Here is a 23,339-nt window from a genome sequence, read left to right as displayed (position 1 = left end):
CCAAAGATCAGAGATACTTTCGAATCCAAATCACGGGTTGCACGGCGCTTGACGACGCCCCTACCCGAACAGTTTTCGCAGGTAGGATGAACCAAACTTCCACTCCGGATCCATCTCTTCACGCAGCTCACAGAACTCATCAAATCTTGTATAAAGTTGAGCAAAGTCGTTCCGGGACAGGGAGTTCATCTTCCCCCAGTGCGGGCGCCCACCGGCCGCGCGGAAAATGGGTTCCAGCTTCGGCATGTAGTCCTGCGGATTCAACGCACGCGGAATGTGGAATGCAATGTACATCGACTCACGGCCAGATGCCGTCGAAAGAGCAACGTCATCCGCGGCCGTCGTGCGCAGCTCCATCGGAAATCCGATGCGCCAATCCTGCTCATCAATGAAGCGACGGATTTCGCGAACGGTGGCGGGGCCGTCGGCAAGCGGCACCGCGTACTCCATCTCGTGGAAGCGCACCCGGCGCGGGCTGACAAACACGTCATGGGCGGCGGAACGGTAGCGATTATGAGAAATGACCGAGGTGGCGAACTTATTAAGGGTCGGAATCGTTCCCGGAATCAGGCGCCCCAACGCCAAGGCGGCGGCAAAGGCGCCGTTGCCAATGAGCTCGTCGTCGATAAGTGCTTTGAGACGTGAGCGGCGCTCCCCATTCGGTTCGAGGCGCGTGTTGGCCTTGACCATCGCGCGGTCGGTATGCGGGAACCAATAGGACTCGAAGTGGTCGACGCTGCGGGAGAGCTCCTCCCAGTTGTCCATCAACTCATCGAAGGCAATGCCGGACTCCTCTGCCAGCAGGTCGAAGGCATCCACACACTGCATTTCGACTTCGATGACCACGCCGAGCGCGCCCACGCTGACGACTACGAGGCGCAGGAGCTCCGGGTCCTCGTCGATGGAATAGGTGCGGGTGTTGCCGTCGGCGTCGATAAGCGTCAGCCCAGTGACCGTCCCCGCAAATCCCGTGTAATTGATGCCGGTGCCGTGGGTCGAGGTCGAAATCGCACCCGCCAGCGATTGCGGGTCCACATCGCCCTGGTTAGCCAGGGCAAGCCCAAACGGGCGCAGGAGCCTAGGCACATCCCGCAAGCGAGTGCCGGCCAGGAACCGGACGCGTTTGCGCTGCTTATCGACGCTCACCAGCCCACTCACGTGGTCTAGGTTGAGCATCGTCTCCTCCCCTGCCGCGATGGGAGTGAAGGAGTGGCCGGCGCCCACCGCACGCACGCTGCGGGAGCGGCTAATAATTCCGGGGATCTCGTCTATGCGGGAGGGCTGTACAAACTCCTGCGGTTTCGCAGCAACCGAACCTGCCCAATTGCTAAATGTGGTTGTCATCGGAGTGTCCATCCTTGTCCTCTATAGGTGTCCCATACATCAACGCCGTCGTGCCCGACGGCGAGGAGGCGGTCGACGTTTTCCGTCATTTCGCCGGCCTTGGCGTGGCGGAACCACACCAGGTCCTCGACTTCTAAGTCAGCCCCGCGCAGTGGGGTCTGGACCTCACCGGCGCCCTCAGTACTGGAGTAGCTAAGGCCCGCCGGCCACACCGGTACGGGGACGCGATCCTTCGCGGGAGGGCCGGAGGCGATCCAGCCGCCGGAGTTGACCGTGGCCCAGCCCGGCGCGGGCACACGGGATACTTGGCAGACGAAGAACGCGGCCGCCTTGTGGTTAATGCCAGTGAAATCATCAAAGATCGCTGGCGTATAGAAACCGGATCCAGCGGCCAGCTCGGTCAAGGTTCCCTCGGCCGCGGATTCCTGGAGGCTGCCCGTGCCACCGCCGTTGACGAATTCGATGTCCGCTACCTCCCGCGCGGCCTCCACGCAGGCTCGGCGCCGCGGGGCGAGGTCCGCCATGGACTTTGAACGCAACCAACGCTTGACCGCTCCCACCGGCCCCGGCAAGCCATCCGCTACGGACGCCACCTGCCCCTCATAGGCCATGAGCCCCACCAACCGGTGACCGCGCCGAAGAATTTCACGCGCCAGCGCTGAGACCTGTTCCGGAGTGCGCACGGGCGAGCGCCGCGGGCCGATGACCGCACCCGGCAAATGGAGGGTGCAGTCAATATCGATGGCCACGCGTACAGAACCCTCGAGCAGGCTCAACAGCTCCACGCTATCCACCATGACGGTGATGGATTCGCGCGCCGTGTCATCTGCGGCGAGCTCACGCAGGGCTTGACGGTTAACGCTCGGGTAGGCCACTACGATGTCGCGGAAACCCTCCCCGACCAGATGCAGCGCCTCCGGAACGGAATACGCGAGGATGCCTCGGTAGCCCTCATGCTCGAGGGCACGGCGTAGTGCCGCCACGCTGCGTATTGACTTCGAGGCCACGCGGATGGGCAGACCCCCGGCGCGGGTGGGCATCTGTGCAGCGTTGTAGTCGAATGCATCGAGGTCGATAACGCCGACGGGCGCTGGGCTTTCACCAGACCTGACGAGCGGCTCAACGGCCGAACGCACCTGGGCCTGTGGAGTGGTCGCGAGGATTGGCATAGCGTCATCCTAACCACAACTAATTTAGTTTGTGAGACAAATCTCGAAAAACTCATAGCGGCATCCCATATTTTTGGGACAATAGACCGCATGAAGACCTTCACTCAGACACGCCTGCCCCAGCGAGTGCTCAATTTCTTGGACACGGATCCCGCCCGCGATGTGCGCGGCACGGGTGAGCAGCATCAGGCTCACGCGCCGTTTAGCGGTGACAAGCTCTTTAGCTTCCCCGTCGCCACCGCCGGGGACGTCGAGAAGGCAGTCACCTATGCGCGCACCGGCGTCGGGCAAGGTGACCGCGCCGCTATCCTGCTGCGCCTGCACGACCTCGTTCACGAGAACGAGGAGCTCATCCTCGACCTGATCCAAGCCGAAAACGGCAAGTCCCGCTCCCACGCCTATGACGAGCTGATGGATCTGTATAACTGTGCTCGGTTCTATGCCGTCAACATCCGCAAAGCTTTCGGAAACGACCGCCACCCCGGCGCGCTTCCCGTGCTGACCAAGACACGCACGCAGTACTACCCACTCGGCGTGGTGGGGCTCATCTCCCCGTGGAATTACCCACTGTCCTTGGGCGTGGGCGACGTCTTGGCAGCGCTCTCCGCCGGCAATGCCGTGGTACACAAGCCGGACTCCCAGACGACGTTGACAGCAATTCTGCTGCGACGCCTAGCCATTGAAGCGGGCCTTCCGGAGGCCGCCTGGCAGCTGGTTCCCGGCCGGGGTGCCGAGGTGGGTGACGCCCTGGTTCCTCTGGTGGATGGGCTCTCCTTTACCGGTTCCACCCAGGCTGGCAAGTCGATTGCCACCCAGGCCGCGGGGCGCCTCATCCCCACCATGCTGGAGTTGGGCGGCAAGAACCCGATGCTCGTGCTTGACGACGCCCCCCTTAAACCCACCGCCCAAGGTGCCGTACGCACCGCATTCTCTTCCTCCGGGCAGCTATGCATGTCCGCTGAGCGTGCCTATGTCCACGAGAGCGTCTTTGAGGAGTTCCTCGCAGAACTCACAAATGCACTGGACCAGCAGGTGCTCGGGGCGGCCTTTTCTGACGCCGCGACGATCGGTTCACTGACCTCGCAGCGCCAGCTCGATGCAGTAGTTTCCCACGTCGAGGACGCCGTCTCCAAGGGCGCCACCGTGGTATATGGCGGAAAGGCTCGGCCGGATCTTGGGCCCTTCTTCTATGAGCCCACCGTGCTCACCGGCGTGACCCCAGAGATGGATCTCTATGCCACCGAGACTTTTGGCCCAGTGTTGGCGGTATACCCGGTGAGCTCCGATGCCGAGGCCATCCAGCGCGCCAATGACACCACCTACGGTCTTTCTGCCTCCGTGTGGTCCGGAAACTCCCGCCGCGCGTGGAAAGTCGCCTCCCAGCTAGAGGCCGGCATGGTCAACATCAACGAAGGCTTCGCCGCCGCCTACGGTTCTATCGCCGCGCCAGGTGGAGGCGTCAAGGAATCTGGCCTGAACCACCGCCACGGTATTACCGGCATGCGCCTGTGGGCCAACGAGCGCACCGTGGCCGAGCAGCGCCTGCACCCGCTTGCACCGTCGGAGTACGTCTCACCGGAACGCTTCCGCCAGCTGGTTTCGACGGGCATGCAGCTGATGAAGACCTTCCGGCTCTAATGTAGACAGCCATGAAGGAGCTTAACCGCGACGAACTTCTAGCCCGCCGGCTCATTGCTCAAGGCCTTGCCCCATCGGCCGCGAGGCCATCGCTCGCCTCGGCGCTGGACGTCGCTGAGCATCTCCTCGCTCTGCAGGGGCAGACCTACGATGCCGGCATCACAGCACTAGCCCTTCGCGCCGGCTGCACTGCTCAAGAAGTGCTCGGTGAAGTTGGACACTATCGCGTGGTGCGCTGTTGGCCACAGCGCGGCACGCTGCACTTCATGCCGGCTGCCGACGTCCGCTGGATGTCCCGCTTGCTCTATCCGCGCGTGGCCTCCAGCCAGAAATCCCGGCGACCGAGCTTGGGGCTCAGCGAAGACATGGTGGCAGCAGCTTCGGAAGCACTACATGGCGCAGCCACCGAGCCTCTCACTCGCACGGAAGTCTACGAGATTTTCGCTGAGGTTGGAGTGGACCCCACAGAAGGCAGGGGCTCCCACCTACTCCGCGCATTCGGCGGTGCCGGTGACTTGGTACAGGGCCCAAAGGCCGGCAACCAAGAGACCTTCCTCCATGTCGACGCGCTGCCTAGCGTCCAGCGCAAGCCAGAGAAGCCACTCTCAGAGCTAGCCCAGCGCTATGTCGAAGGCCACGGCCCCGTATCCGTAGCCGACCTCCAAACATGGTCCAAGCTCAGCAAGTCCCAGGCCGCCAAGGCTCTTGCGAGCACGGAGGCCACGACCGTTAGCCATGATGGGCAGACACTGTGGATGGCGGGCTGGCAGGAGGATGTCACCGCGAGCGAAATCGACGGTGCCTTAAAAATCCGGCTCGAACTCCCCGCCTTCGACGAATACCTGCTGGGCTATGCCCACAAGGAATGGATCGTGCCCGATGAGATCCGAGCAAACGTCCTCACTCGAAATGGCCTCAGTTGGCCGTGGGTCATGGAAGGCGGGCGCGGCGTAGCCAGCCTACGGCATCCGTAGGATGCGGCGATGAACCGTTCCTTCGGGCTCGACATGGATAAACACTTCCGCACCGGGAAAAAGCTCATCGATGGCGTCTTCGATGCGGTCGGCGATTGTGTGCGAGTGCAGCACCGTCCACTCGCCGGGAACATCCATGGTGAGGTAAACAAGGCGCTGGCGCCCTGCCGCGACCGTGCGGCGTGAGGTAAAGGAAACATCGTGACGGCCCTCCAGCTCATTGAGCAAAGCATCCAACTTGGCGTGTTCCTCTTTGGGCAGGGACTCCGACAACAGGGAGCTCAAGGATTCCTTGAGCAGCTTATACCCAGTCCACAAGATGTTAATGCCCACTGCCAGCGCAATGACGGGATCCAACCACAGCCAGCCAGTCAGTGCGACTGCACCAATGCCGAGGAGGACGCCGACGGACGTCCAGACGTCGGTAAGCAAGTGCTTTCCGTCCGCCTGCAAGGTAGCTGAGCGGTGTTGCTTGCCTGCACGCACGAGCAGAAGGCCCACGCCCAAGTTCAGCAAAGAGGCGATGAGTGACAGTAAGAGGCCGAGCCCAGGTTGCTCCAGCGGCTGCGGAGCCAGAAATCGGCGGATGGCCGTGTAGATGATCATCGCGGCGGCCACGAAAATCATCGCGCCCTCTACCAACGCGGAAACATACTCGGCCTTGCCGTGGCCGAACTGGTGGTTTGCGTCTGCCGGCTTCGCCGCAATTTTGATAGCCACAAACCCCACGACGGCGGCCACGAGGTTCACACCGGATTCGAGGGCGTCGGAAAGAAAGCCCACCGATCCTGTCGCCGCAGCAGCGACGACTTTGAGCGCGATCGTGGCCACTGCGGTGGCAATGGAGAGCTTCATGAAGCGTTCGAGCAGCAGTTGCTCGGTTGGAAGAGACATGTGCGTCTTTCTATATGTCCTTCGCTGAGGAAAATTTCTATTTACCGTGAGTCAGGGTACCAAGGGCGAGTGTGCACGTACTGTTCACGCATTGTTTACCGCGTGTGGTCGTAAAGTACATACACCGTCGTTAGTTTGTACTTCATGTCCAAAGACATATCTCCCCCAGTTCTCCTCTTCGATTTCGACGGCACCGTTAGCCTGGGCCACGGGCCCGTGCTGGCCTATGCCCGCCACATCGGGGAGGCAACCGGAAACCACTCCATCCCCCACACCGCCGAGCGCATGCTCTCAACGAACGACGCCTCCCTAGTGCACTATTGCGACGGCTACGACCTCGTCCACAGCCTCGCCGCGGATTGCGATGTCCCGGAGGACTCCTGCCAACAGGCCTACATGGCCTCCCGACTAAACCTTGCGGACACCGGAATCACAGCGCCCGAAGGCCTCGCCGAGTTTCTAGGCTCGTATCCCGGCCGCGCGGTTCTCGCCACCAACTCCCCCGAAACTGGCCTCGCAGAGGCGCTAAAGGTTTTGGGGCTGAGCAACTCCTTCGACGCCATCTACACGAGGGTGGGCAAGCCCGACGGCTTGACTCGAATCCTCGAATCTGATTTCCCCGATAGCCCCATCATCGCTTTCGGCGATATCTGGGATTTCGATCTCGCTCCCGTGACTGCCCGTGGCGGGCGCACCGTTTTATTGGAAACACCGTTCGCCACCCCCGCAGACGCCAACCCCACGTGGCGCGCTCAGCGCGTCACCGACATCTTTTCTGAACTATCTTCCGCCTTCTAGCACTCCACCCCTCGACACAGAAAGACATTCTCATGCGCCGTTTCACCGCCCTCGCTGCCTCCGCCCTTGCACTGTCGCTCTCCCTGACCGCTTGCTCCTCTGATTCCTCCTCAACCGATGACTCGAACTCCCCCGACAAGCTCACCCTCGCGCTCATCCCGAACGAGAAGGTCAACGATCTCGTCACCACCGCAAAGCCGCTGACTGACTACCTTTCCGAGGAGCTCGGCATCGAGGTCGAGGGAGTCGTGACCAAGGACTACCAGGCCGCCGTCGAGGCCATCGGCTCCGGCCAGGCAGATATCGCCATCGCCTCCGCCGCGCAGCTGGCCTCTGCAGAAGACATGTACGGCGCTCACGCCGTACTGCAGGACGAGCGCTTCGGCGCGGATTCCTACGCCGGCCAGTTCGTCACCAACAACCCCGACAAGTACTGCAAGGACGAGCCGGTGGCCTCCACCTATGCTGCCAGCGGTGCCGACTACCTGTACTGCAACGGCACCGCCACCCCGGAGGAGAACAAGGGCCAGGGTCCGAAGGGCCTCGAGGCGCTCAAGAAGATCGATGGGGAGACCACCGTCGCCATGCTGGGTGCTACCTCCCCCGCCGGATACCAGCTGCCGGTCATGGCCATGGAATCCCAGGGCATCGACGTCGACAGCCTCAAGAAGGTGCCTGTGACCTCCAACGACGCCTCCATCATGGCGGTCTACAACGGCGATGCCGAGGTGGGCTTCAGCTTCTGGGATGCGCGTTCCACCATCGACGCGTCGGAGGCCCCAGGTCTGGCCGAGAAGCTCGTGGTCTTCGGCTACACCGACATGTACCCCAACGGTGGCGTCGTGATTTCTGATGAGGTGCCGGAGGATCTGCGCGGCCAGATCACCGACCTCATGGACGGCTTCTCCGAGGTTGATCCGGACACCATGTCCGCCATCTTCGACATCACCGACTGGGTTCCCGCCAAGCAGGAATCCATCGATATGGCGCGCAAGGTCAACGAGCGCTTCGCCCAGTAGCCTGACGCCCCTACTCAGAAAGGCTTCACCCATGACGGAGGAGAAAGCGTGGGGAATCCGCTTCGAGAATGTCTCGGTGCGCTACCCCAACGGAACGCTGGCGCTCGACGACGTCTCCGTGGACATCGCTCCCGGCGAATTCGTCGCCATCGTCGGCCTGTCCGGCTCTGGCAAATCCACGTTCATCCGCAGCATCAACGGCCTCGTGCAACCGACATCCGGCAAGATTTTCGTCGGCGACCACGAGATTTCCGCAGCGAAAGGAGCACAGCTGCGGAAGCTACGCGGCCGCATCGGCATGATCTTCCAGGAGTTTAACCTAGCCGACCGCGCGAGCGTCTTCTCCAATGTCCTCGTCGGGCGCTTTTCTCACAATCCCAGCTGGCGCACCCTGTTGGGAATCTCTACCGCCGAGGACAAAGCAATCATCGCCGAGGCCCTCGACTCCGTAGGGATCCTCGACAAGGCGTGGAATAAGGCCGGCGCCTTGTCGGGCGGCCAGAAGCAGCGCGTGGCCATCGCCCGCGCCCTGTCCCAGAAGCCGGCGATCATGCTGGCCGATGAACCCGTCGCCTCCCTCGACCCGCCCACTGCCCACTCCGTGATGAAGGATCTGCGCCGCATCAATACCGAGCGGGACCTGACCACCCTGGTGAACTTGCACCTGGTGGATCTGGCGCAAGACTACGCCACGCGCATCATCGGCATTCGCCACGGCAAGATAGTTTTCGATGGGCCCGCCGCAGGCTCCACCGTGGAGGATTTCGAAGCCATCTACGGCCGCCGCATCCGCGAGGAAGACCAGCTGGGAAGTCAGGAGAGCCGGGCATGACGGCGGTACTTCCCCCACGGCAGCGCAACTGGCCCGGCATCCTTGGCGGGCTGGCTGCTTTTCTCGCGCTCACCATCGCCACCTGCGTCCCCGCCTGGGGCGGAATCGAGATCGACTTTGGGCAGATCGCTCGCAACTGGCGCAACGGCGCCGACCGCTTGGCCCTGATGTTCAGCCCCGACTGGTCCATCCTCCCGCGCACGTGGGAGCCGATGCTTGAAACCCTCGCCATGGCTGTCGTCGGTGCCGCCATCTCCGCGGTCATCGCTCTGCCCTTATCCCTGTGGGCGGCGCGGCCCACCAACCCATCGACACCGTGGCGCTCGCTAGTGCGCGGCATCGTCAACGTTGTCCGCGCGGTGCCCGACTTGGTCTACGCCACCATCCTCGTGGCCATGCTCGGAGTCGGTGCCCTGCCCGGCATCATCACGCTGGTGCTTTTCGACGTCGGCATCGTGGTCAAGCTCGTCTCCGAGGCCATCGACTCCGCGGATGATTCTTACATGGAGGCCGGCCGGGCCGCCGGCGGCACGCAAACCCAGATCAACCGGGTTACTGCCCTGCCGCAGACCTGGCCGGTATTTGCCAGCCAGGTGATCTACTCCCTCGAGCTCAACGTCCGCATCTCCGCGGTCCTCGGCCTCGTGGGCGCTGGTGGCATTGGCCTGCTGATCGACGAAGTCCGTGGCTTCTACCGCTATGACGCGCTCTCCGCCATCGTGCTCGAGCTGCTCGTCGTGGTCATCGCCCTAGAGATCGTGTCCGTCAACCTGCGAAAGAGGCTGCGATGAGCACTGCACATGTACTTCCCTCCCGCTCCCGCAGCTGGGGAGTCTTCGCTGCGTGGGCCGGATTCCTTATTATTTTGGCGCTGTCCTTTGGCTACATTCGCGTTGATCTGACGGCTCTTAAAGATTTGCCCTCGAACATCTGGCACTACCTCGTGCTCATGTTCTCCAACCCGGACTGGTCCAAGCTGGGTGAGGCCCTCCTGCAGACCTGGCGCTCCGTGGCCATGGCCTGGATCGGCGCGCTGCTCGGCGTGTTCCTCTCCACCATCCTCGGTGTCCTAGCTGCCAATACGGTCTCCCCGGGGTGGGTATGCCTACCACTGCGCGCGCTGTTTGCCATCATCCGCGCGGTACCGGAGATCATCATCGCCATCATTATCCTCACCGTCACCGGGTTAACCCCGTTTACGGGCGCGCTAGCTCTAGCCATCGGCGGCATCGGCACGCATGCGAAGTGGACCTATGAGGCCATTGAAACCGCGCCGACTGGCCCAGCCGAAGCGGTCAAGGCAGCCGGCGGCAGCCTGGCAGAAATGGTACGCTGGGGAACCTGGCCCATTGTCCAACCCGAGCTGGCTTCGCTCGCGCTCTACCGTTTTGAGATCAACGTGCGCACCTCCGCGGTCCTCGGCCTCATCGGCGTGGGTGGCATCGGTGACATGCTCACCGGCTATACGCAGTACCGCCAGTGGGACGTCGTCGGCGTCCTGCTCATCGTGGTCATCGTCATCACCATGTCCATCGACGCCATCTCCGGCGCTATCCGCCGCCGCATCGTGGCCGCCAAATTCACCTGATAGTTACCCCTATGACTGATTCCGCCCCGCTCTCCGCGCACATCACCACGCGCATGCCGAGCCTGCAGCCCATCGAACAACGCGTGGCCCAGGCAATCCTCGAAGACATGGACTTCGTCCTGCACGCCACTGCGGACCAGCTGGCAGCCAAGGTAGGCACGTCCCGTACCTCCGTCATCCGCACCGCGAAAGCGCTGGGCTACGACGGGTACCAGCAGTTGCGTGTGGCGCTCACGCAGGAGATTGCGCAGCGCCCCACCCCGCCGGCGGGTGCCGATTCCACCCACGTCGGCCGCATGAGTGCCGAGATTGCCTCCTTCAGCAACTACCTGCATGGGCTTACTGCCCTGCTCAACGAGGATGAGCTAGCCGCGACAGTGGAGGCAGTAGCACAGGCCAAGCGGGTTCTCCTCGTGGGCAATGGCCTCTCTGCTCCCTTGGCGCAGACCATGGCGCTGCGCCTCACAAGCATCGGGCGCCCCGCCGAGTTCGTGGCGGAGGCCATGGGCCAGCACATCGCGGCGACGCAACTAGACGCAGAGTGCGTGTGCCTCGTCGTTTCCGGTTCAGGGTCGACCACGCTCACGCTCAAAGCCGCGACCGCATCCTTCGAGGCGGGCGCGAAGCTCATCGCGCTGACTTCGTTTACCTCCTCGCCCTTGGCGGAGCTCGCCTCCTACACGCTGGTCATCCCCTCCCCGGATGGGACATTTCGTGCAGAGCTGCAGGATGCCTCGCGCGTTGCTTTTCTGCTGGTGCTTGAAGCACTCGTGACGCTGGTGGATTCCCACCTCGATGATTCCGCGGCACGGCGCACGGTGCTCTCCGTGCTCCATTCGGCGATGGAAGATTAATTTCCCAGGTAGGCGTAGGCCGCGGCGATGAGCGCCTGCGTCGCGGTGCTGAGCGTCGGCTGCAGCTCCGGTGCAAAGCGCGGATTGTGGTTCGGGACGGAAACGCCGTCCGTGCGGCCACCGAAGCCCCAAAAGCAATAGGGAGCGCCGAAGGCATCGGGGAGTCTCGAGAAATCTTCCGATGCGGTCCACGGTTCCATGTCGAGGACGTTGTCGCTTCCGAGGACGTCGACAAGCTGCGCGCGCACCTTGTTCGTGACTTCCTCATCGTTGACAGTGAGCGGGTAATTATCGCTTTCGGTGATCTCCGGCTCACGTGGGGACATCGCTGCCTGGCACTCGGCGTTGACAATCCGGTGGATGGCCACAACGATTTGCTCTCGAATCTCCTCGCTATAGGCGCGGACATTGATGCGCAGGGTGGCCGAATCCGGGATGATATTGGCCTTCGACCCCGCTTGCAGCGCGCCGACGGTCAGTACGGCGAACTGGTGAGGATCGACTTCGCGGGACACGACGGTCTGCAGCCGCAACACGATGGAGCTGGCCAAGACGACTGGATCGACACTGAGGTGTGGCATCGAACCATGGGAACCGTGGCCATAGACGGTGACGGTGAGTGAGGTCGCTGTCGACAAGACCGGGCCGGGCGCAATCAGTACGCTGCCGGCCGGGGCGTTTTTATCAATAAAGATGTGTTGACCAAAGGACACGTCAGGTGTGGGGACTTTGCCGGTAAGTCCCGCGTCCACCATGGATTGCGCGCCCTCAGCGGTTTCCTCGCCCGGTTGAAAGAGCGCGATGAAAGTACCGGACCACGCGTCAGTGGCCTTCGCCATCGCTTCCGTGGCGCCAAGCAAGGCGGTCACGTGGGTGTCGTGGCCACAGGCGTGCATAACCTCGCCCGTGGCCGAGTAGTCCAGGCCAGTGTCTTCAGTGACCGGCAGGCCGTCGAAGTCAGCGCGCTCTAAAACCGTCGAACCCTCACCGTTGCGGAGGATGCCGACGACTCCCCCGCCGAATTCAAGCACCTCAGCCTCTGGAAACTCCCGGAGTTTATCCGCGATGACGCCGCGGGTGCGCTCCTCTTCCATGCTGAGCTCAGGATGCTGGTGAAGGTCCTTGTACAGGGCTTCTTGCCACTGCGTGGCATGTGCTGCTCGGTCTAGGATGTGGGCGATACTCATGCCCACAGCCTACGCGCTATGAGCGCACGAGCTAGCCGCCGATCTTGAAATCGCAGACGTCGCCATCCTGCATGATGTATTCCTTACCCTCCTGGCGCACCTTGCCAGCGTTACGGGCTTCCGCCATGGAGCCAGCAGCATCAAGGTCGTCGAAGGAGACGATTTCTGCCTTGATGAACTTCTTCTCAAAGTCGGTGTGGATAACGCCAGCAGCCTGCGGTGCCGCAGAGCCCTGCCTGATGGTCCACGCGCGGGCTTCCTTCGGGCCAGCGGTCAGGTAGGTCTGCAGGCCGAGGGTGGCGAAGCCGGCCTTGGCCAACGTCGCCAAGCCTGGCTCTTCCTGGCCGACAGACTCCAGCAATTCGAGGGCCTCTGCCTCGTCGAGCTCAAGGAGCTCAGTTTCAGTCTGGGCGTCGAGGAAGACGCACTCCGCCGGGGCGACAAGCTGGCGCAGCTCCTCCTTCTTGGCCTCATCGGTGAGGACGGCCTCGTCCGAGTTGAAGACATAAAGGAAAGGCTTCGCGGTCATGAGGTGCAGCTCGCGCAGCAAAGACAAATCAATCTCATTGTTCTTGGACGCCGCGAAGAGGGTACGGTCATCCTCCAAGATGGCCTGGGCCTTCTTGGTCTCCTCCACGGTTTCTGCCAGATCCTTGTTCTTGCGGGCCTCCTTTTCCAAACGCGGCAAAGCCTTCTCGATGGTCTGGAGGTCCGCAAGGATGAGCTCGGTGTTGATGACCGAAATATCGTGCGCCGGGTTAACCTCACCGTCGACGTGGATAACGTTCTCATCAGCGAAAGCGCGCACCACCTGGCAGATGGCGTCAGCTTCACGGATGTTGGCAAGGAAGGCGTTGCCCATTCCCTCACCCTTGGAAGCGCCCTCGACAATGCCGGCGATGTCCACGAAGGACACGGTGGCCGGAAGGATGCGCTCGGAGCTGAAGATTTCCGCGAGGCGGTTCAGGCGGGAATCGGGAAGCTCCACTAGTCCGACATTGGGCTCGATGGTGGCAAACGGATAGTTCGCTGCCAAGATATCGGAACGGGTCAGGGCATTAAACAAAGTGGACTTGCCCACATTGGGCAGGCCGACGATTCCAAGTGTAAGACTCACGGGGCCAATCCTAACGCACCCCGGATCTTTTAAGGCAAGATGGTGGGGTGAGTTCTGATCAGCCATCCCCCAATGCATCCTCGCCTGAGCTCGCCGCCGCTGAGGCAGCGCTTGGCGGACGCTTCGATGATTCCGTCGACGCCGCTTCGCTGAACGCAGTCTCGCCGCACCCGCCAGGCAACCAAGTGGATCGCTCCGTGGTGGTCGGCGAGGTCATCAAGTCCGCATCGCTGTGGGCACTGCGCCTGACCATTATTGGGCTATTCCTCTATGCCTCATTCCGCATGTTGGGCAACTTCTGGCGTGGCATTTTGCCGGTTCTCATTGCTCTCATCATCTGCACTGTGCTTGCCCCTGTTGCGAGCGCCATGCGGCGCAAGGGGTTGCCGTCGGCCCTGGCTGCGGCGGTAACCATCCTCGTGTCCTTTACCGCGGTGGGCTCGCTTTTCATGTTCATTGCTCCGGACTTTGCGCGGCAATCCCAAACGCTGTATTTGCAAACTGCGGAAGGCATTCAGCGCCTGCAGCTATGGGCACAGGGTCCGCCGCTCAACCTCGATCCGGATGAGATCGGCCAATACATCGATGAGATCGCCCTGTGGCTGCAGCGCCAGGCCGGCTCTATTGCGGGTTCCGTGTTCACAGGAATTGGCACGGCGACCTCCATCGTGGTCACGCTCTTCATCATCGTGGTGCTGACCTTCTTCTTCCTTAAAGATGGCCACAACTTCCTCCCCTGGTTGCGACAGGCCACGGGCCGCCGGACCGGCTGGCACCTCACTGAGCTGCTCACCCGTGTGTGGACCACGCTGGGCGGTTTCGTGCGGGCGCAGGCGGTGGTCTCGCTTGTCGACGCCATCTTCATCGGCCTCGGCCTCGCCCTCATCGGGGTGCCTTTGGCCATGGCGCTGGCCATCATCACCTTCATCGCCGGCTTTATCCCCTTTGTGGGCGCGATCGTGGCTGGTGCGCTATCCGTGACCATCGCGCTGGTCTCCTTGGGCTTTACCAAAGCACTGCTCGTTCTTGGCTTGGTCCTTTTAGTTCAGCAGCTTGAGGGCAACGTACTCTCCCCGTGGCTGCAATCGAAGGCCATGAACCTGCACCCGGTCATCGTGTTGATTTCTGTGACTGTAGGTTCCGCGCTCTTCGGCCTCGTCGGCGGCTTCCTCGCCGTTCCGGCGGCGGCGACCATCGCGGTGGTCTACCGCTACTTCCAAGACATGATGATGCTCCAGTCCGGCGAAAGGACCGCCGAAGACTTGGAATTCTCAACGGTCGCCGGCTTCCTCATCGGGCGCTACACACAGCAGCAGGGTGACCGGAAGCGCGAACAATGGCTGTCCATCCCGGACCACGCCGCACCCGAGGGCGCAGCAGAGGACGTAGCCCACGACGGCACCAGCCCGCTGGACCAAAAGATCGATGTCGACGTTGACGCAGACTTCAGCGAACGAGATAGCGGTGCCCGAGCGGGAATCAAGCGAGCGATTGGCGCTCTCGAACAGATTTTGCAATCAAAAGACAAGAGCTAAGCCTCCGTGTCCGGGGAGCGTGCCATGATGACAGGCATGACGTCTTCCCTTCCCGTAGTGCTCTTGTTCCTCGGCCTCATCATCGGGGCCGCTCTGGGCTGGCTGGCCCGCGCCTATTCCGCACAGTCCGCCCAGCCATCAGAGGAACACCGTGCACTTCAAGAGTCTCAACGCCGCCAAGCAGAACTCGCCCCTCTAGAGAAGGCCATGGACCGTTTGGGCCTCCAGCTCCAAGAAATCGAGGAGGATCGGGCGACATCGCTCGCAGCACTCAGCAGCCAAGTACAAGCGGTGACCCGCACGTCGACACGCCTGTCTGACCGCACGGACAAGCTGGTCGGCGCACTGCGTTCCCCGAATGTTCGGGGACGCTGGGGCGAAGTGCAGCTCGAGCGCGTCGTCGAGCTCGGCGGTATGCGCAAACACGTGGATTTTGATTCACAGGTGAACGCCCGCATCAATGGCTCGCTCGTCCGCCCCGATCTTGTCGTTCACTTGGCCGGCGGGCGCAGCATTATCGTGGACGCCAAGGTACCGCTCAGCGCCTACCTCGATGCGATGGAGACTGAAGACCCGGAGGAGCGGGCTGGATACCTACGCCGCCATGCGCACCTCATGCGTTCCCACGTGCAGGCACTGGCGTCGAAGGACTATATCGAGGCCTTCTCCCCCACACCACAATTTGTGATCCTCTTTGTCCCCGCTGACACCTTCGTGGACGCGGCCTTGTCTATCGACGCTGAATTGCTCGAGTTCGCCTTCGAGCGCAACATCGTCATCGCTACCCCGAGCACCCTTTTCGCACTCTTACGTACCGTTGCGGTGAGCTGGCAGCACGAAGAGATCGAGGATAAAGCCCGCGAGGTCCAGCGCCTGGGCCGCGAGCTGTACACCCGGCTCAACACTCTTAATGAGCACTACGACAAGGTGGGCCGCGGGCTGGAGCGCGCGGTGGAGGCCTATAACGCAAGCCTGGCTAGTTTGGATTCGCGCGTTTCGGTCACTGCACGGCGGCTCAAAGAATTGGACGTCCCCGCCCGCGTCGACCGCCTGCCCGTGGAGCCGCGCCGTGTCGGTTCTTGGCCGCGGCGCGCCCAGAATGAATAACGGTTTGGCCAACATTCCCGGTAAGCTCTCTGGGCGTGTCAGTTGCCAAAAATCGTCGCCGCCCTCCCCGCCGCGGGATGCCGCTTACCCGAGCGCTTCTCCTCGCGCTCGTCGTAACGCTCGTGGCTTTGACGGTCTCAGGAGTGCTTGGCAGCGTGGGGCTGCCGTTCGCCCTGATTTTTGGACTGGGATCGCTCGCCGTCACCTGGCTGGTGGAAACCCGCGGGCTCTACATGCTGGTAATTTCATTGCCCCTGCTCTACGCGCTGGGAACCGTGGGCGGTGGCTTCATCAGTTCCACGTCAGCCTTGCCAGAAGGCGCGTCGCCGTTTTCTAAGACCGCGCTTCTCACCACGGCCTTCCCGCTGCTGCAGCACTTCCCCGTACTTATTGTCACAGTAATTGCCTGCGCGCTACTCGCAGTCCTGCGACTGTGGCGCAGCGACAATCGCGCGAAGAGCCGTGAGGCCAAAGCCCAGGAAAAGCGCCGCACCGACGCAGCTTCCGACCTTCGAAACCGCTCCGAGCGTCTTTCCGTAGCCGAGCTCCTTGCTCGTGAAGCCACAGGCTCCGGCCGAGTCCGGGAGCGCGACCGCGAAGAACGCCGCCGTATTCAGGCCGAGGAGCGCGAACAGCGCAAACAAGCCTCCCCCGACGCAGATGAGCGGGAGGAATTCCGCCGTGCCGCCGCTGAATCGGCAGAGAATGCGCGGCGCGCACGGGAGCGCTCCCAGCGGTCCTCCCAGCCGCTGGAAGAGAATCTCTACGACGAGGATTAACGCGCGGTGCGTGCCGGACGCAGATCGCGCGGCAAGGAGAATGTGATGGTCTCCGTGGAGGTCGTCACCTGCTCAACGTCGTGGTAGCCACGCTCGTCCAGGAATTCCAGTACCTCACGGACCAGCAGTTCAGGCACGGATGCGCCACACGTCACACCGACGGTGTTCACGCCCTCCAGCCAAGCTTCTTCGATCTCCGAAGCGAAGTCTACGAGGTGCGAGGCCTTAGAGCCTGCTTCTAGGGCGACCTCGACGAGACGCTTTGAGTTGGAGGAATTCTGGGACCCGACGACGATCATGAGATCACACTTCGGGGCAATGGCCTTCACCGATTCCTGACGGTTCTGAGTGGCGTAGCAGATATCATCTGATGGCGGATTCTCCAGGTGCGGAAAGCGCTCACGCAGCTTATTGACGATCTGAATGGTTTCATCAACCGACAATGTGGTTTGCGACAACCAGATGAGTTTCTCATCGTGGAGGAAATCCGGCAGCTTGTCGACGCCGTCCAAGCCATCTACCAAGTGGGTAACCTCTGGGGCCTCACCGGCGGTGCCTTCGACCTCTTCGTGGCCCTCGTGGCCGACGAGCAAGATGTGATAGCCATCGCGCTCAAAGCGCTGTGCTTCCTTGTGCACCTTGGTCACCAGCGGGCACGTTGCGTCCAGCGTTAGCTGCTTGCGTTCCTCCGCTTCCTTGCGCACCGTCGGCGCAATGCCGTGTGCAGAAAATACAAGGTGAGCGCCTTCAGGGGCTTCGGAAGCCTCCTCCACAAAGATGACACCACGCTTAGCCAGGGATTCAACAACGAAGCGGTTGTGCACGATTTGCTTGCGCACGTAGATAGGGGCGCCGTATTTCTCCAACGCCTTTTCCACTGTCTCAACAGCACGGTCCACGCCGGCGCAATAGCCGCGGGGAGCCGCCAGGAGCACCTTCTTTGCAGTTTCAGTCATGGCTCCCAGAGTATCGAAAGTCGCGCGCATACTGTAGTTACAGCTTGCCAGGCTTGGCCGGTAGCACCAGATGTCCGGCACGCCTCTTACACTGGACGGAACATACCCGAGAGACTAGACCACTCAAGAGAAAGGACTGCGAGTGAACCAACCGGCCAATTCTGCGGAAACGCCGTGGCCCGTCGGCAAGGTCAATGACCAAGTCAAAGGCTGGATCGAGCGCCTCGGTTTCCTCTGGGTGGAGGGGCAGATCACCCAGCTGAACATGAAGCCAACATGGAAGCTCTCCTACATCACGTTGCGTGATGTCGAACAGGAAAAATCTGTTCAGTTGACATGTAACACCTCGCTCATCCGCAATGCCCCCTCACCGCTCAAGGATGGCGACCGCGTCGTGGTCTACGGCAAGCCCGCCTTCTACGCCGGACGCGGAAGTTTTTCCCTGTGGGTCACGGAGATCCGCCACGTCGGTATTGGTGACCTTCTTGCTCGGGTAGAGATGCTGCGCCAGCGGCTGCGTCAGGAGGGCCTGTGCGACGCTTCCCGTAAGCTGCCGCTTCCCTATCTACCGAAGAAGATTGGCCTCATCACCGGCCGCGGGTCCCATGCCGAGCGCGATGTGCTCTCCGTAGCGCAGGATCGTTGGCCAGCGGTTCAGTTCGAAGTCATTAACACTGCTGTCCAGGGAGCCACTGCCGTTACCCAGGTGATTGACGCGCTCCGGACTCTCGACGCGAACCCGGAAGTCGATGTCATCATCATCGCCCGCGGCGGTGGTTCAGTGGAAGATCTGCTTCCCTTCTCCGAGGAGGCGCTCCAGCGCGCTGTGGCAGACGCCCGCACTCCGGTTGTCTCCGCCATCGGACACGAACCGGACCACCCGGTGCTCGATGATGTCGCCGATCTGCGCGCCGCCACGCCCACCGATGCGGCCAAGCGCGTCGTTCCTTCCGCCGCCGAAGAGTATGCGCTGATCTCTGAAGCCCGCTCGCGCATGGCGGCAGCGCTGCGCGGCTGGGTGGACAGGGAACGCCGCGGCCTCGAGAGCATCCGCTCCCGCCCGGTCCTCGCCGATCCCATGGTGCCGATCAACGCGCGCCGCGAGGAACTTGAGCGCAACCTCGCGCTGATTCGCCGGGTAGTTACGCACCGGTTGGATCGCGAAAGTAACCAGGTAGCCTCGTTGCGTGCTCGCGTCTCAGCCTTGGGCCCCTCGGCCACACTTGAACGGGGCTACGCCATCGTTCAGGTGCTGCCTCGCGACGGTAGCGGACCAGAGGTTGTCACCAGCTATGCGCAGTCTCCCCCGGGATCGCAGCTGCGCATCCGCGTTGGCGATGGTTCGATTACCGCCGCCGCAATGGCCTCCCAGGCCGCAGATTAAAACGATTTATTAGAGCACAAGAGAAAAGGAATTGACCCCATGACTGACACAATTGGTGCCGGCCAACCCGGCCAGGACGCGTTCCCACCGGTAGAAGAACTGAGCTATGAACAAGCCCGCGATGAACTCATTGAGACCGTAAAGATCCTCGAGCTGGGCCAGATGGGCTTGGACGAGTCTCTTAAATACTGGGAGCGTGGCGAGGCCCTAGCAAAAGCTTGCGAGGCGCACCTCGACGGCGCATCGAAGCGCGTAGAGGAAGCCCTCCGCAAGAATACTGAGGGCACCGATAGCGCAGCCACCAATGCAGAAGCAGGAGAGGATTAAATGAAAATTTACGGCTACCCGGGAGATCGCGTCGATTTCGTCTCCAAGTCGGGCGGAGCGGGATCCATGGTCTTTGGGGATTCACGCCAGCTCGTCGAGGAGTTTTTCGGCCCGCCGCACACCGTGAGCGGAGAGGAAATCAGCTATTTCTCCGGCTCCATCGTCCTGCGTTTTAGCGCTGATAAACTCGTCGAAATTGCACTCTTCCCCGGCAAGTCCCAACACGAAAAGGTCGATGTCTACCTGGGCAAGACGCGCCTGAGTGGGCTCGACCCGGAGTCTCTCACCAGTGCCGCCGGCGATGCCGTCGAGGTGGAGTGGGATGAAACGCTGCAGAGCGTGACGTTCCGCTAACTATTTACCCGCTGACGACGCTGCCATCCTCAGCAATTTGGAGCGGCTCAGCTTCCGTGAAGGCGGTGAGGGCCGTCTCATAATCAGCGTCGGAGGCAGAGCCCGTAAGAACGAGGCGGGCATCGCCCAAGTCAGTAATCCACAGTGGACGCACATCTTTGTCGTCACTGCTCAGGATTTCCACGTCGTGGCCCGCCACCTCACGCCGCTCGGAGTTGCCACGATAGTTGGAGTCGTAGGCCGAGGGGACATCGCCAAGCGCCAACTGCGTCTGCGCCGATTCCACGTAGCCTTCCTCGGCGGTAAGCCAGCTCACCACGGCACCGGATTCGCCGCCCATCTCCTTACGCCGTGCGGCCGTAGGCTGCCAGCCCTCCGGCATGACGGGCTCCCTGATGACGGCCCCACTGCCGCGCGCTTCCATTTCCAGAAACGTAGCGGCATCCACGTTCTGCACGGGCCCCGGCTTTTCCGGGTTGATCGAGCACAATCCCGTTGCTCCAACCGCCAGGAACATCATGATGAGGATGACGCCCACCGTCAGGGTGATATCACGCGCGTCCTCAAAAATCTTTGGTTTATCTTCAGATGCCACCCGCCCAGTATGTCACGCCGCCTCCCGCGCTCGCGACAGCGACCTCCCACCTGCCCTTTTGGTGGCCAACTTGACTGAGCCCCTCTTCTGGGGGAGGCATTCGGGCTTGGATACGAGGGAAAAGTGGAAGAATGGAATGTGTATTCCGGGTTGTCCCCCACCCCGGGCCGAGCCACCTGAAAAGAAAGGGACTAATCACACATGTCTGATAACACGTCTTATATCCCCGATCGCAACCTAGCCATGGAGCTGGTGCGTGTCACTGAGGCAGCAGCACTCGCCTCGGGTCGCTGGGTTGGCCGTGGACAGAAGAATGAAGGTGACGGCGCCGCGGTGGATGCTATGCGCAAGCTCATCAACTCCGTAGAGATGGACGGCGTCGTCGTCATCGGTGAGGGCGAAAAGGATGAGGCCCCCATGCTGTTCAACGGAGAAAAAGTCGGCACCGGCCAGGGTGCAGAGATGGACATCGCCGTCGACCCGGTTGACGGCACCCGTCTTATGGCAGAAGGCCGCCCGAACGCTATTTCCGTCATCGCTGCTGCTGAGCGCGGCACCATGTATGACCCCTCCGCAGTGTTCTATATGAAGAAGATTGCTGTCGGCCCGGAGGCTGTTGGCTCAATCGATCTCAATGAGTCCGTGGAGTGGAACATCAAATCCGTGGCCAAGGCCAAGGGCATCAAGCCAGCTGACCTGACCGTCGTCGTACTCGACCGCCCGCGCCACGATGACCTTATCCGCCAGATCCGTGAGGCAGGCGCCAAGGTTCGCCTCATCATGGATGGTGACGTCGCCGGCGCCATCGCCACCTGCCAGGACACCAACTCCATCGATATGATGATGGGTATCGGTGGCACCCCAGAGGGCATCATCACCGCATGTGCCATGAAGTGTATGGGTGGTGAAATCCAAGGCAAGCTGTGGCCTAAGGATGAAGCAGAGGCAGAGAAGGCACGGAAGGCCGGACACGATCTTGATCGCGTCCTCACCACCAACGATCTGGTTTCCTCTGAAAACTGCTACTTCGCCGCAACCGGCGTTACCAATGGCGACATGCTCCGCGGCGTGTCCTACCGCCCCAACGGCGCCACGACCCGTTCTCTGGTCATGCGCTCCAAGTCCGGCACGATCCGCTACGTCGATTCCATCCATAAGCTGGCTAAGCTGCAGGAATACTCCGTGGTGGACTACACCAACCCCCACGATAAGGAAAGCTAATCCACTTTCCTGCGAAGAGTGCTACGGTGGCCATCAATGCCGTGCCACGGCACACATAAAGAACTCTACAATTCTCATCTCACAGAAAAGGTGACTTCATGACTGAATACCGCATCGAACACGACACTATGGGCGAAGTCAAGGTTCCGGTCGACGCCCTGTGGCGTGCCCAAACCCAGCGCGCTGTGGAAAACTTCCCCATTTCTGGCCGTGGCCTTGAAGCTGCCCAGATCCGCGCACTCGGTCTTCTCAAGGCCGCCTGCGCTCAGGTGAATAAGGATTCCGGCAAGCTGGATGCGGAGAAGGCCGACGCTATCATTGCGGCAGCCACCGAGATTGCAGAAGGCAAGCACAACGATGCCTTCCCGATCGATGTCTTCCAGACCGGCTCCGGTACCTCTTCCAACATGAACACGAACGAGGTCATCGCTTCCATCGCCCACAACAATGGCGTGGAGATTCACCCGAATGACCACGTGAACATGGGCCAGTCCTCCAACGACACCTTCCCCACCGCAACCCACGTTGCGGCGACCGAGGCTGCCGTCAACGACCTCATCCCGGGCCTCAAGGTCCTCCACGAATCCCTCGTGGCTAAGGCCAAGGAATTCGCCGACATGGTCAAGTCCGGACGCACCCACCTGATGGACGCCACCCCGATCACCCTGGGCCAGGAGTTTGGCGGCTACGCTCGCCAGATCGAGCTCGGCATTGAGCGCATCGAAGCAACCCTGCCGCGCTTGGGTGAGCTGGCCATCGGCGGCACCGCAACCGGTACCGGCCTGAACACTTCCGCTGACTTCGGCGGCAAGGTTACCGAGGAGCTCAAGAAGCTCACCGGCGTCAAGGAGCTGTCTGAGGCTAAGAACCACTTTGAGGCCCAGGCCGCTCGCGACGCCCTGGTGGAGTTCTCCGGCGCCATGCGCACCGTGGCTGTCTCCCTCAACAAGATTGCCAACGACATCCGTCTCATGGGCTCCGGCCCGTTGACCGGTTTGTCCGAGATCCACTTGAAGGACCTGCAACCGGGCTCCTCCATCATGCCGGGCAAGGTCAACCCGGTTCTGTGTGAGGCCGCCACCATGGTCGCTGGCCAGGTTATCGGTAACGATGCAGCCGTTGCTTTCGGTGGCTCCAACGGCCACTTCGAGCTCAATGTCTACATCCCGATGATGGCTCGCAACGTTCTCGAGTCGGCCCGCCTGCTGGCCAACGTCTCCCGTGTTTTCGCTGAGAAGTGCGTTGACGGCATCGAGGCCAACGAGGAGCGCATGAAGAAGTTTGCGGAGTCCTCCACCTCCATCGTGACCCCGCTGAACTCCAAGATTGGCTACGAGAACGCAGCCAAGGCAGCTAAGCACGCACTGCACGAGAAGATCACTGTCCGCGAGGCAGTCATCGACTTGGGCTTCGTCGACGGAGAGAACCTCACTGAGGAGGAGCTCGATGAGCGCCTCAACGTTCTCACCATGACCAACCGCGATCGCGACAACTTCTAAGCTCGCTTTCGCGAACGCCGCCGCTCTCCTTCGGGAGGGCGGCCTTCGTCGTTTTCAACGCCCACGCTCAGCGTCATAGTAACCACCGTCATATTTTTAGATCTCCCTTTCAAAAATCACCCGAATTGCACTTGGTGCAAATTTGCACTGGGTGTACTGTTGCACTCT

General features: G+C 61.6%; 23 protein-coding genes. 16 read left to right on the top strand and 7 right to left on the bottom strand.

Annotation, left to right across the window (positions count from 1 at the left end; genetic code table 11):
- Window positions 1-60 precede the first annotated feature (60 nt).
- Together M5J06_RS00905 and M5J06_RS00900 are read right to left on the bottom strand one after the other, a co-directional pair.
- The gene (locus M5J06_RS00905) at window positions 61-1,344 is read right to left on the bottom strand and encodes a D-arabinono-1,4-lactone oxidase (RefSeq protein ID WP_250223725.1); all 1,284 of its coding nucleotides are present in this window, start codon (window positions 1,342-1,344) and stop codon (window positions 61-63) included.
- Window positions 1,341-2,513, bottom strand: coding sequence for an alanine racemase (locus M5J06_RS00900; protein WP_144676517.1), 1,173 nt, complete (start codon window positions 2,511-2,513; stop codon window positions 1,341-1,343). Before M5J06_RS00900 ends, M5J06_RS00905 begins: the two co-directional genes overlap by 4 nt.
- A 90-nt stretch (window positions 2,514-2,603) precedes the next feature.
- On the opposite strand from M5J06_RS00900, the gene M5J06_RS00895 reads away from it, so the two are divergent.
- Both M5J06_RS00895 and M5J06_RS00890 read left to right on the top strand, forming a co-directional pair.
- Window positions 2,604-4,151 carry a succinic semialdehyde dehydrogenase gene (locus M5J06_RS00895; protein WP_250223724.1) on the top strand — a complete coding sequence of 516 codons (1,548 nt, stop codon included), beginning with the start codon at window positions 2,604-2,606 and terminating at the stop codon, window positions 4,149-4,151.
- Window positions 4,152-4,162: 11 nt separating this feature from the next.
- Window positions 4,163-5,125, top strand: a complete 963-nt coding sequence (locus M5J06_RS00890; RefSeq protein ID WP_250223723.1) for a winged helix DNA-binding domain-containing protein — start codon at window positions 4,163-4,165, stop codon at window positions 5,123-5,125.
- On the opposite strand, the gene M5J06_RS00885 is transcribed toward M5J06_RS00890, so the two are convergent.
- Complete coding sequence (locus M5J06_RS00885; protein WP_070597598.1) at window positions 5,111-6,019, bottom strand: cation diffusion facilitator family transporter; 909 nt, start codon at window positions 6,017-6,019, stop codon at window positions 5,111-5,113. The two genes, M5J06_RS00890 and M5J06_RS00885, sit on opposite strands and share 15 nt — an antisense overlap.
- A gap of 144 nt (window positions 6,020-6,163) precedes the next feature.
- Here M5J06_RS00885 and M5J06_RS00880 point away from each other — a divergent pair, with 144 nt between their 5' ends.
- The 6 genes from M5J06_RS00880 to M5J06_RS00855 are packed head-to-tail and all read left to right on the top strand — an operon-like array spanning window position 6,164 to window position 11,110.
- On the top strand, window positions 6,164-6,817 hold the full coding sequence (locus tag M5J06_RS00880) for an HAD family hydrolase (RefSeq protein ID WP_250223722.1): 654 nt from the start codon (window positions 6,164-6,166) through the stop codon (window positions 6,815-6,817).
- A 32-nt stretch (window positions 6,818-6,849) separates the two neighbouring features.
- Window positions 6,850-7,836: a phosphate/phosphite/phosphonate ABC transporter substrate-binding protein gene (locus M5J06_RS00875; protein WP_070623775.1), complete on the top strand. Its 987-nt coding sequence runs from the start codon at window positions 6,850-6,852 to the stop codon at window positions 7,834-7,836.
- A gap of 31 nt (window positions 7,837-7,867) precedes the next feature.
- Window positions 7,868-8,668 (top strand): phosphonate ABC transporter ATP-binding protein, encoded by an 801-nt coding sequence (phnC, locus tag M5J06_RS00870; RefSeq protein ID WP_049155476.1) that lies wholly within the window; start codon window positions 7,868-7,870, stop codon window positions 8,666-8,668.
- Window positions 8,665-9,459 (top strand): phosphonate ABC transporter, permease protein PhnE, encoded by a 795-nt coding sequence (gene phnE, locus M5J06_RS00865; RefSeq protein ID WP_046649249.1) that lies wholly within the window; start codon window positions 8,665-8,667, stop codon window positions 9,457-9,459. Before phnC ends, phnE (M5J06_RS00865) begins: the two co-directional genes overlap by 4 nt.
- The gene (phnE, locus tag M5J06_RS00860) at window positions 9,456-10,256 is read left to right on the top strand and encodes a phosphonate ABC transporter, permease protein PhnE (protein WP_070523995.1); all 801 of its coding nucleotides are present in this window, start codon (window positions 9,456-9,458) and stop codon (window positions 10,254-10,256) included. Before phnE (M5J06_RS00865) ends, phnE (M5J06_RS00860) begins: the two co-directional genes overlap by 4 nt.
- An 11-nt stretch (window positions 10,257-10,267) precedes the next feature.
- On the top strand, window positions 10,268-11,110 hold the full coding sequence (locus M5J06_RS00855; protein WP_070523993.1) for a MurR/RpiR family transcriptional regulator: 843 nt from the start codon (window positions 10,268-10,270) through the stop codon (window positions 11,108-11,110).
- Here M5J06_RS00855 and M5J06_RS00850 read toward each other — a convergent pair.
- Both M5J06_RS00850 and ychF read right to left on the bottom strand, forming a co-directional pair.
- Window positions 11,107-12,297 carry an amidohydrolase gene (locus M5J06_RS00850; RefSeq protein WP_070623772.1) on the bottom strand — a complete coding sequence of 397 codons (1,191 nt, stop codon included), beginning with the start codon at window positions 12,295-12,297 and terminating at the stop codon, window positions 11,107-11,109. The two genes, M5J06_RS00855 and M5J06_RS00850, sit on opposite strands and share 4 nt — an antisense overlap.
- A 31-nt stretch (window positions 12,298-12,328) precedes the next feature.
- Entirely contained in the window at window positions 12,329-13,414 is a 1,086-nt protein-coding gene (gene ychF / locus M5J06_RS00845; protein WP_070523989.1) for a redox-regulated ATPase YchF, read from the bottom strand.
- A 47-nt stretch (window positions 13,415-13,461) separates the two neighbouring features.
- On the opposite strand from ychF, the gene M5J06_RS00840 reads away from it, so the two are divergent.
- From M5J06_RS00840 to M5J06_RS00830, 3 genes are read left to right on the top strand one after another with little or no spacing between them, the layout of a single operon-like run.
- On the top strand, window positions 13,462-14,949 hold the full coding sequence (locus tag M5J06_RS00840; RefSeq protein WP_070523987.1) for an AI-2E family transporter: 1,488 nt from the start codon (window positions 13,462-13,464) through the stop codon (window positions 14,947-14,949).
- Between the two features lie 36 nt (window positions 14,950-14,985).
- Window positions 14,986-16,056, top strand: a complete 1,071-nt coding sequence (locus M5J06_RS00835) for a DNA recombination protein RmuC (RefSeq protein WP_070562602.1) — start codon at window positions 14,986-14,988, stop codon at window positions 16,054-16,056.
- 35 nt (window positions 16,057-16,091) lie between these two features.
- A complete protein-coding gene (locus M5J06_RS00830; protein WP_232748431.1) occupies window positions 16,092-16,835 on the top strand; it encodes a DUF6542 domain-containing protein in 744 nt (247 codons plus the stop codon).
- Here the strand turns inward: M5J06_RS00830 and M5J06_RS00825 are convergent.
- Window positions 16,832-17,791: a 4-hydroxy-3-methylbut-2-enyl diphosphate reductase gene (locus M5J06_RS00825; RefSeq protein ID WP_180952102.1), complete on the bottom strand. Its 960-nt coding sequence runs from the start codon at window positions 17,789-17,791 to the stop codon at window positions 16,832-16,834. The genes M5J06_RS00830 and M5J06_RS00825 overlap by 4 nt on opposite strands.
- A 142-nt stretch (window positions 17,792-17,933) precedes the next feature.
- Between M5J06_RS00825 and xseA the strand changes: the two genes are divergently transcribed.
- From xseA to M5J06_RS00810, 3 genes are read left to right on the top strand one after another with little or no spacing between them, the layout of a single operon-like run.
- Window positions 17,934-19,175 (top strand): exodeoxyribonuclease VII large subunit, encoded by a 1,242-nt coding sequence (xseA, locus tag M5J06_RS00820; RefSeq protein WP_070523981.1) that lies wholly within the window; start codon window positions 17,934-17,936, stop codon window positions 19,173-19,175.
- A gap of 39 nt (window positions 19,176-19,214) precedes the next feature.
- Window positions 19,215-19,502 (top strand): exodeoxyribonuclease VII small subunit, encoded by a 288-nt coding sequence (locus M5J06_RS00815; RefSeq protein WP_070523979.1) that lies wholly within the window; start codon window positions 19,215-19,217, stop codon window positions 19,500-19,502.
- Window positions 19,503-19,856, top strand: a complete 354-nt coding sequence (locus tag M5J06_RS00810; protein WP_070523977.1) for a hypothetical protein — start codon at window positions 19,503-19,505, stop codon at window positions 19,854-19,856.
- Window positions 19,857-19,860: 4 nt separating this feature from the next.
- Here the strand turns inward: M5J06_RS00810 and M5J06_RS00805 are convergent, their stop codons facing one another.
- Window positions 19,861-20,451 carry a DUF4245 domain-containing protein gene (locus tag M5J06_RS00805; protein ID WP_250223721.1) on the bottom strand — a complete coding sequence of 197 codons (591 nt, stop codon included), beginning with the start codon at window positions 20,449-20,451 and terminating at the stop codon, window positions 19,861-19,863.
- Between the two features lie 201 nt (window positions 20,452-20,652).
- Here M5J06_RS00805 and glpX point away from each other — a divergent pair, with 201 nt between their 5' ends.
- On the top strand, window positions 20,653-21,672 hold the full coding sequence (gene glpX / locus M5J06_RS00800; protein ID WP_070530529.1) for a class II fructose-bisphosphatase: 1,020 nt from the start codon (window positions 20,653-20,655) through the stop codon (window positions 21,670-21,672).
- Window positions 21,673-21,770: 98 nt separating this feature from the next.
- Window positions 21,771-23,171, top strand: coding sequence for a class II fumarate hydratase (locus tag M5J06_RS00795; protein ID WP_070530531.1), 1,401 nt, complete (start codon window positions 21,771-21,773; stop codon window positions 23,169-23,171).
- Window positions 23,172-23,339 lie beyond the last annotated feature (168 nt).

It is taken from the genome of Corynebacterium intestinale, from assembly GCF_023574125.1.
In the GTDB taxonomy this organism is placed as follows: Bacteria; Actinomycetota; Actinomycetes; order Mycobacteriales; family Mycobacteriaceae; genus Corynebacterium; species Corynebacterium hesseae.
This window is presented reverse-complemented; position numbering and strand designations above follow the sequence as displayed.